The organism is Pedobacter agri PB92, from assembly GCF_000258495.1.
Classification (GTDB): Bacteria; Bacteroidota; Bacteroidia; order Sphingobacteriales; family Sphingobacteriaceae; genus Pedobacter; species Pedobacter agri.
On sequence record NZ_AJLG01000327.1, the window covers coordinates 1 to 1,298 of the forward strand.

Below are 1,298 nucleotides of genomic sequence, written 5' to 3' on the forward strand. Positions count from 1 at the left end.
CTTTGAAATTGTAGTCATTTTAATGATTTCGAAAATCAATTCCGAAAGGAAAAGAAAAAAATCTTTTTCTATTTTAATGATTTGATCGGCTGATTTTTCAGGGAAAGATTTAAGTAAATTCTCACGAACAACTTTTTTTCGATAGCCGATTACATAATAAAGAAGATAATATAGTAATCTTGCAAAAAAAAATAGAAAGGGCAGAGGAAGCAACGACACCAGGTATAAAAAAAATACGCCAAGGTGCGCAAACCCTCTTTTAATCATTATTTTTATTTGTTTCAGCTACAAACATAAATTTTCAAATGCATAATACAGCTATACTTCCATTATTTTATCTTCCTCCGGTAGGCTACTTTAGTTTATTACAAAAACAAGGACAAGATTTTTTAATTGAGAAACATGAACATTTAGCAAAACAAACCTATCGAAATCGGGCAAGCATTTATTCTCCAAACGGCAAGCTTGATTTAACAGTTCCATTGGTTAAGGGCTCAAAAACACATACCAAAATGAAGGATGTTAAAATCAGCTACGACTTTAACTGGCAACGGTTACATTGGTTGAGTTTAGAAACTTGTTATCGTAGTTCGGCCTATTTTGAATATTATGAAGATGAGCTTTCGCGATTTTATCAAGAAAAATTTGAATTCCTTTTCGACTACAACATGGAGTTGATGGAGTGGCTTAGTAAAAAGCTTAAATTGAACATTGAGCTTAAAACTACAATTTCCTATGAGGATAATATTCTCCCTGAGCTCGATTTTAGAGGAATGATGAATCCAAAAAAAAGTGATGAATTTTTAAACAATAAGCCATATTATCAGGTTTTTGAAGACAGACATCAATTTTTGCCCAATTTAAGCATTGTTGATTTGTTATTTAATCAAGGTCCGCAAGCCAAGTTATATTTATAAAATGGGAAAGAATAAGCCTCGTAATCGACATAAACATTATAAAGTACCTGCTCCAGGCACTAGTCCTGGTTTATATGCTATTGACGATGAAGCTTTGAAACCCGTTATTGTTCTTCATACTTATAATACTAAAAGTTATAAAAAGGAGGAACTGAAAAACATCAATAATATCGACAAACTAGTTGAAAATAAAGATTTTAACTATTGGTTTGATATTAAGGGCCTGGCTGATCCTAATATTTTTGAAACGCTTTATGCTAAATTTGATATCAGCAGATTGGTTTTGGAAGATATCACGAGTTCATACCAACGTCCGAAACTTGATGAATATGATAATGATAAATACTATTTTTTCAGTTAGCAGGCACCTTTACCAGTGTG

At 31.9% G+C, this 1,298-nt stretch carries 3 protein-coding genes; 2 read left to right on the forward strand and 1 reads right to left on the reverse strand.

The window, feature by feature from the left end; all coding sequences use genetic code 11:
* The coding region (locus ON09_RS23670) for an LpxL/LpxP family acyltransferase (RefSeq protein WP_010603550.1) at positions 1 to 267 on the reverse strand (267 nt) is incomplete at its 3' end.
* Positions 268 to 305: 38 nt separating this feature from the next.
* Here ON09_RS23670 and ON09_RS23675 point away from each other — a divergent pair.
* Together ON09_RS23675 and ON09_RS23680 are read left to right on the forward strand one after the other, a co-directional pair.
* Positions 306 to 917, forward strand: coding sequence for a WbqC family protein (locus ON09_RS23675; RefSeq protein ID WP_010603551.1), 612 nt, complete (start codon positions 306 to 308; stop codon positions 915 to 917).
* 1 nt (position 918) lies between these two features.
* Complete coding sequence (locus tag ON09_RS23680; RefSeq protein WP_010603552.1) at positions 919 to 1,278, forward strand: magnesium and cobalt transporter CorA; 360 nt, start codon at positions 919 to 921, stop codon at positions 1,276 to 1,278.
* Positions 1,279 to 1,298 lie beyond the last annotated feature (20 nt).

Bases quoted from the DNA above. Each gene is read 5' to 3' on its own strand.
- ON09_RS23675 (WP_010603551.1), top strand. From the start codon at position 306: ATGCATAATACAGCTATACTTCCATTATTTTATCTTCCTCCGGTAGGC.
- ON09_RS23680 (WP_010603552.1), top strand. From the start codon at position 919: ATGGGAAAGAATAAGCCTCGTAATCGACATAAACATTATAAAGTACCT.